At 64.5% G+C, this 5,473-nt stretch carries 4 protein-coding genes and 3 pseudogenes; 3 read left to right on the forward strand and 4 right to left on the reverse strand.

The annotated features are described in order from the left end of the window. Positions 1–103: 103 nt before the first annotated feature. Positions 104–206 (forward strand): annotated as a pseudogene (locus QTI66_RS39160) (IS6 family transposase); the annotation flags it as partial. Between the two features lie 23 nt (positions 207–229). Here the strand turns inward: QTI66_RS39160 and wrbA are convergent. Continuing rightward, positions 230–607, reverse strand: a pseudogene (wrbA, locus tag QTI66_RS39165) (NAD(P)H:quinone oxidoreductase); the annotation flags it as partial. A 669-nt stretch (positions 608–1,276) separates the two neighbouring features. Here wrbA and QTI66_RS39170 point away from each other — a divergent pair. After that, a complete protein-coding gene (locus QTI66_RS39170; protein WP_286565768.1) occupies positions 1,277–2,635 on the forward strand; it encodes an ice-binding family protein in 1,359 nt (452 codons plus the stop codon). Between the two features lie 54 nt (positions 2,636–2,689). Beyond that, positions 2,690–3,829 (forward strand): OmpA family protein, encoded by a 1,140-nt coding sequence (locus QTI66_RS39175; RefSeq protein WP_286565769.1) that lies wholly within the window; start codon positions 2,690–2,692, stop codon positions 3,827–3,829. Between the two features lie 138 nt (positions 3,830–3,967). Here the strand turns inward: QTI66_RS39175 and QTI66_RS40110 are convergent. From QTI66_RS40110 to QTI66_RS39190, 3 genes and pseudogenes are all read right to left on the reverse strand, one after another. Continuing rightward, positions 3,968–4,117: pseudogene (locus QTI66_RS40110) on the reverse strand (IS6 family transposase); the annotation flags it as partial. A 197-nt stretch (positions 4,118–4,314) separates the two neighbouring features. After that, positions 4,315–4,530 carry a hypothetical protein gene (locus QTI66_RS39185; protein ID WP_286565773.1) on the reverse strand — a complete coding sequence of 72 codons (216 nt, stop codon included), beginning with the start codon at positions 4,528–4,530 and terminating at the stop codon, positions 4,315–4,317. A gap of 124 nt (positions 4,531–4,654) precedes the next feature. Further along, complete coding sequence (locus QTI66_RS39190; RefSeq protein ID WP_286565770.1) at positions 4,655–5,227, reverse strand: NADPH-dependent FMN reductase; 573 nt, start codon at positions 5,225–5,227, stop codon at positions 4,655–4,657. Between the last annotated feature and the right edge of the window lie 246 nt (positions 5,228–5,473).

The following is a 5,473-nucleotide window of genomic DNA, read 5'->3' on the forward strand; positions in this document are numbered from 1 at the left end:
CCGCAAAGCATGCTCCCGTCGCCCCTATCCCGGTGCGAGCACGATACTCCGCCGAGGCATCGACCCGTGCGCCGGGATGGCGCGCGGGTTAAGCATGCCGGGTAACAACATCGTCGAGCAAGACCGTCGGGCCGTCAAACGCATCGTGAGGCCGATGCTCGGCTTCAAGTGTTTCCGCTGCGCGAGCGCTCCTTGCGGGCATCGAGACGACGCCAGACGAGCCAAGACAGATCGAGAACAGCGTCATCTCCTGGCCGCCGTGCTGCGTGGCCGCTGAGCTGAACGCGCCGCCGACCTTGCCATTGAGCGCGCCGCGTGCCCACAGGCCGCCCGCCTGGTCAAGGAACGCCGCCATCTGCGAGGAGATCCGGCGCGAAGCGCGTGCCGGTGCCGACGATGATCGCGTCGTAGTTCTCGAGTTCGGCCACGGTGACCACCGGTGCCGCTTGGTCCGAGCTTGAAGTGCGCGTTCTTCGCGACTTCCGCCGGCACCGTCTCCGGTACGCGATTGACATCCACCTGGGCGCCGGCGGGCGCTGCGGGCGCCTTCGGCCATCGTCTCGATGTGGCCGTACGAAGAATAGTAGAGGACAAGAACCTTGCTCATGATGAACTCCTGGGTAGCGAATGCGATGCGCATTCAACAGCGTCATCGCGGGGACCGTTTGAAGTCGGCGGCTTGAAGGAAAGCGCGATTTGCGATGACTTGGCCTGAAGGTTAGAAGCCAGAAGTCTCCCGGTGAAGCCTGTTTGTTTCGATGGAATCCATCTGTCCAGCCGATGGATTTCTCAAGGCTCTGTCACCTTGGCGTGTTGGCGGCGTTCATGCGGTCATCCGACTTCCAGCGGATGCGACGAGCGCCTGCTACGTCAGGTCCGGCATCAAGCTGCCTCGGGGCTCTGGAAGGGGGTGCGACTCACCGAGTCGACTTTGCAGCCCATAAAGGATGACGCAGTCCGATTGGCCGGCGCGGCGCCGTACGAGGTGAAGTCCTCCCCTGTGGTTCCAAGGGTCCAAGGTTCTTGCGGCCTGGAACTGGTTGCCATCTGCTACGGTGTTTTTCCGTTCTTCTGAGCCTTACAACGGAAAGGATGCGGTGACACAGTGTTACGCCGCCATCCGTAACTGCGAAGAGGAAGCGCATGCCATTGCAAGCGGCCGACTCTTCGCACGCATGCTCGACACCCCCTGAGCACCTTTTTCACTGTGCTTGCTCGATTGAATTGAGCAATCACCGTAAGGAACGTGCGCGTTTAAATGATTGAAAGCAGTAGCATGTTCAAAACAGGTTTTTCTGGCGCCCTCCTGGGCATTTCGCTCGCCGCGTGCGCGCTCATCGCCGGATGTGGTGGCGGCGGCGGCGGTAAGGCCCCGATTCTGGGGGCTGACGTCAGCAACGCGGTTCTGGTCGCTCCGCCCGGTGCCGTCACTCCGCCCACCGTCCCGCCGCCGCCCGTTCCTGTCCTGGTGCCTGTCGTGCCTCCTGTGGCTGTGCCGCCGCTGTGCCCGGTGACCGTGACGTTCACGGACCCCACTGCCGGCAACCAGGCCGCCTCCACGGCCACCAGCGGTGTCGCCAACGGCGGCAAGCGCATCACTGCGACCCTCAACGGCCCCGTGGACGCCAGCGTCATCAATAGCAGCACCTTCAAGGTCGCCGAACTGGGCCAGCCGGCGATGGTGCCCGCGTCCGTCGGCTACGAAGCCGGCACGCAAATGGCTGCCTACGTCACGTCCTCGTCGCTCAAGCCCGCTACCGACTACCTGGTCGTCTTCGAGCCCAACGGAGCTGCTGCGCCCCCGGCCTGTGCCACCACCTGGACTTTCCGTACCGCCGCCGCCCCGGTCGTGGCGCCGAGCCCCGTGAACTTCGGCGCTGCGTCTTCCTTCGCCATCGCGGCAACCGCCGGTGCAAGCAACACGGCTGCAACGCTCATCAACGGCGACGCAGTACTCAACCCGACGGACACCTGCAACTCCGTGGCGGTTGGCGGAAGCGGAAACTTTGGCCTGTGCGGCGGCGCTGTGCCGAGCATCAACGGCACGGTGGTCACTCCGACCTATCCGAACACGACGCTCGCCCAGCAAGTGACCGACGCCCTGCGCGCGGCCTACCTGAGCATCACCCCGCCGAGCGGCCCCCCGGCAGCAGGTTCGTTGGGTGGCGGCACGACGCTGGCCACCACCAGCATCGGCGCACCGACCGGAAGCCCGGCAGTCGCTGGCCTGAACTACTTCACCCCGGGCGTCTACACCTCGGGCTCGACCATCACCGTGGCCGGTGACGTGACGCTCGACGGCGGGGGCGACGCCAACGCAGTGTTCGTGTTCCAGGCCGGCAGCTCCATCACCGCCACGCCTGGCGCCCCGACGCCGGCTGCTCATGTGCGCATCCTGCTCACCAACGGTGCGAAGGCCTCGAACGTGTTCTGGCAAGCGGGCGCGTCCGCCACGATTGGCAACTACGCCGACTGGAACGGCAACGTGCTCGCCGGCGCGGACATCACGATGCAGACGCTCGCCACCTCGTGCGGCCGCATGTTCGCAGGTGCCTTCACCTCGGGGGCCTTCGTGTTCGACCACAACGTTGTGTCCGTCCCCGGTAGCACCAACGCGCCGGCTGGCTGCCTGTAACAAGAGCTCGAGCCGGCGAGATGCCGGCTCTTGTTCTCCCAAGAAAGTATCCCCATGAAATTCACCCCCATTGCTTCGGCAATCGCCCTCGTGGCACTCGCGGCAGGCACCACTTCGGCCGTGGCCCAAAGCGACAACGCAAGCTCCGGCTTCTACGGCGGCGTCAGCGCCGGCGCCACCAGCGCTCGCGTCGACGAGCCGCGCATCCGCGAGACCCTGGTCAGCGATGGCTTCACCGTCGACAGCTTCGCGGCCGACAACAAGTCCTTTGGTGGCAAGCTGTACGGCGGCTACCAGTTCAACCGGAACTTCGCGGTCGAAGCAGGCGTGTTCAGTCTGGGCAAGTTCGCCTACAAGGCGGGCACGACACCCGCTGGGACGCTGGACGGCCAGACCAAGATGCGGGGCCTGAACCTCGATGTGGTCGGCACGCTGCCCCTGACGGACCGGTTCTCGGTCATCGGCCGCGCCGGCATGACCTACGCTCAAGCACGCGACGACTTCCGCGGCACCGGCATGGTCGTGGTCAACAACCCTAATCCGCGCGAGAGCGCCACCAACTGGAAGGCCGGCATCGGCGTGCAGTACGCCTTCACGCCTGCCCTGTCGGTGCGCGCCGAGCTCGAGCGCTACCGCATCAATGACGCGGTGGGCAACCGCGGCGACATCGACATGGCGTCCGTGGGCCTGGTCTATCGTTTCGGCGCGGCGACGGCGGCCAGCGAGCTGCCTGTGACTGCCGCTGCGGCCCGCACAGTGACCACGGCTGCCGTATCCGTGGCGGCCCCCGTGGCCCAGCCAGCCTCGGCTGCGCCCGCGGTGGTCGTGGCCCCGGTCAGCGAGAAGGTCACCTTCGCGGCCGACGCCCTGTTCGACTTCGACAAGATCGAGCTCAAGCCCCAGGGCCGCGCGAAGCTCGACGAGCTCGCCGCGCGCCTGCAACCCGTGACTCTCGATGCGGTGGTTGCCATCGGCTACACCGACTCGGTCGGCAGCGACGGCTACAACGAGCGACTGTCCGTGCGCCGCGCCGAAGCGGTCAAGGCCTACCTGGTCTCCAAGGGCGTGGACATCAAGCGCATTTACGTTGAAGGCAAGGGCGAAGCGCAGCCGGTTGCCGACAACGGAACCGCACTGGGGCGCTCGCAAAACCGCCGCGTGCAAATCGAGGTCGTGGGTTTGAAGCCCCGCTAGTCGGCGCCTCCCCCAAGAAATTTAGACCCGCTGCGGCGGGTCTTTTTCGTTGGCTCTGTCACCTAAACGTGTTGGAGCTTGGCCTGGCTCTAGCGCGAATTTTCGACGTGGCCGAATAGCCGCGCGAGTGCGCGCCGGTCAGGCCGAAAGCACCGCGTTCCAGATCGCGGGCGCGGATGGGCCTTGAAGGCGCAACCGGCGAAGATTGAACTGTCCCTTGCGAATGGGATGCAGCAACTCGACGCCGGCGATCGTCACCGCCGCTCGATCAAAGACCTTGAAGCCGAGCCGTAGAAGAAAGTAAATCTTTCCGGAAGAGCCAAACCCTTGCTGCATGCGGCTTGGGCCGTGCAAGGGACTCTCCAGCACACAGGCAGTATCACTTTTACCGTTGCGTTTGGAATTGAATCACTTTCTTCTACGCGTCGCTAAAGCCCCAGCCCTGCGTCATGACAGGCTCGACCACCGGTATCGAGATCGCGTCCTCAAGCCCTTTCAGCACACGCGCGATGAGCGTGCGGTGCGCCCAGGGGCAGGCAAGCGTACAGGTGGTAGCGGCCGGGTTCGGCACGGTAGCCGCTCGCACCGCCGGCGGTGATCCAACTGCGGAACCTCGAGGTGGTGCGCACAAACTCGCCCGCGATCTTGCCCGTGTCGTACCAGCCCTCATGCCACTGACTGTCTTTCAGATAGCCGCTCATGCCATGATCCTTTCACGAGCGTAGGTTCCAGCGGGCCGTCAGGTTGCTTCTTATGCGCTCCTTCGCCGCTTCGCTACGCTTGCGGACGCCACCTTGAACGACAGCTTTTCCTGGCAATCGAAGTTCAAGCGTCGCGCGGCAGCACCGTCAGGACCCGGGCGATGAAGGCGTGGAATTCGATCAGGTAGTTACGCAGGAACTCAGCCGTCGCTTCCGAGGTCACTTCGCCCTCAGCGGTGATGAGTCCGGGAGTGAACTGGACGTACGCCTCCACCGTGTTCATCAGCGGCGAATTGCAGAAGCACAGCACTCCGCGCAGGCTCTGCTGCGCTACCGCGGTTCCAATCGAGCCGGGCGAGGTGCCGATGACCCCCGAAGCCTTGCGCGCGAAGGAATTCTGCCCCCAGGGCCGGCTGGCCCAGTCGATCGCGTTCTTCAGGCCGCCAGGGATCGAGCGGTTGTATTCCGGAGTGACGAACAGCACCGCGTCGACATCGGAGATTGCCTGCTTGAAGGAACGCGCCACCGGCGGATAGTCGGCGTCGTAGTCGGCGCTGTATAGGGGAAGGTCCTTGATGGGAATCTCGGTCATCTCGAGTCCCTTAGGCGCGAGCCGCACGAGCGCTTTCGCCAACAAGCGATTGATTGACGTGGAGGACAGGCTGCCGACGAAATATCCCACCTTGAACGTTGTCATGGATGCTCCTTGCCGTCTTGGTTGCGCTGGTGCTCAGCACGCCGCGCCTCTAGACTCGGGCAGTTTACGCGCAAGCCACGCGCTTGCAAGGCCAAGTATTCGACCGCGACTCTTGCAGCCAGGCGGCACTTGCCGGGGAGTGGCTAAATTCGGGGGCGTCTCCTATGAAGCAGGGATCGCGGCTGGAACTCCTACGATTCGACGGTCAGGCGGATACCAGCGCTTGAAATTGCGTATGTCTTGGCC

The sequence above is a fragment of the Variovorax brevis genome, from assembly GCF_030317105.1.
GTDB lineage: Bacteria > Pseudomonadota > Gammaproteobacteria > Burkholderiales > Burkholderiaceae_C > Variovorax > Variovorax brevis.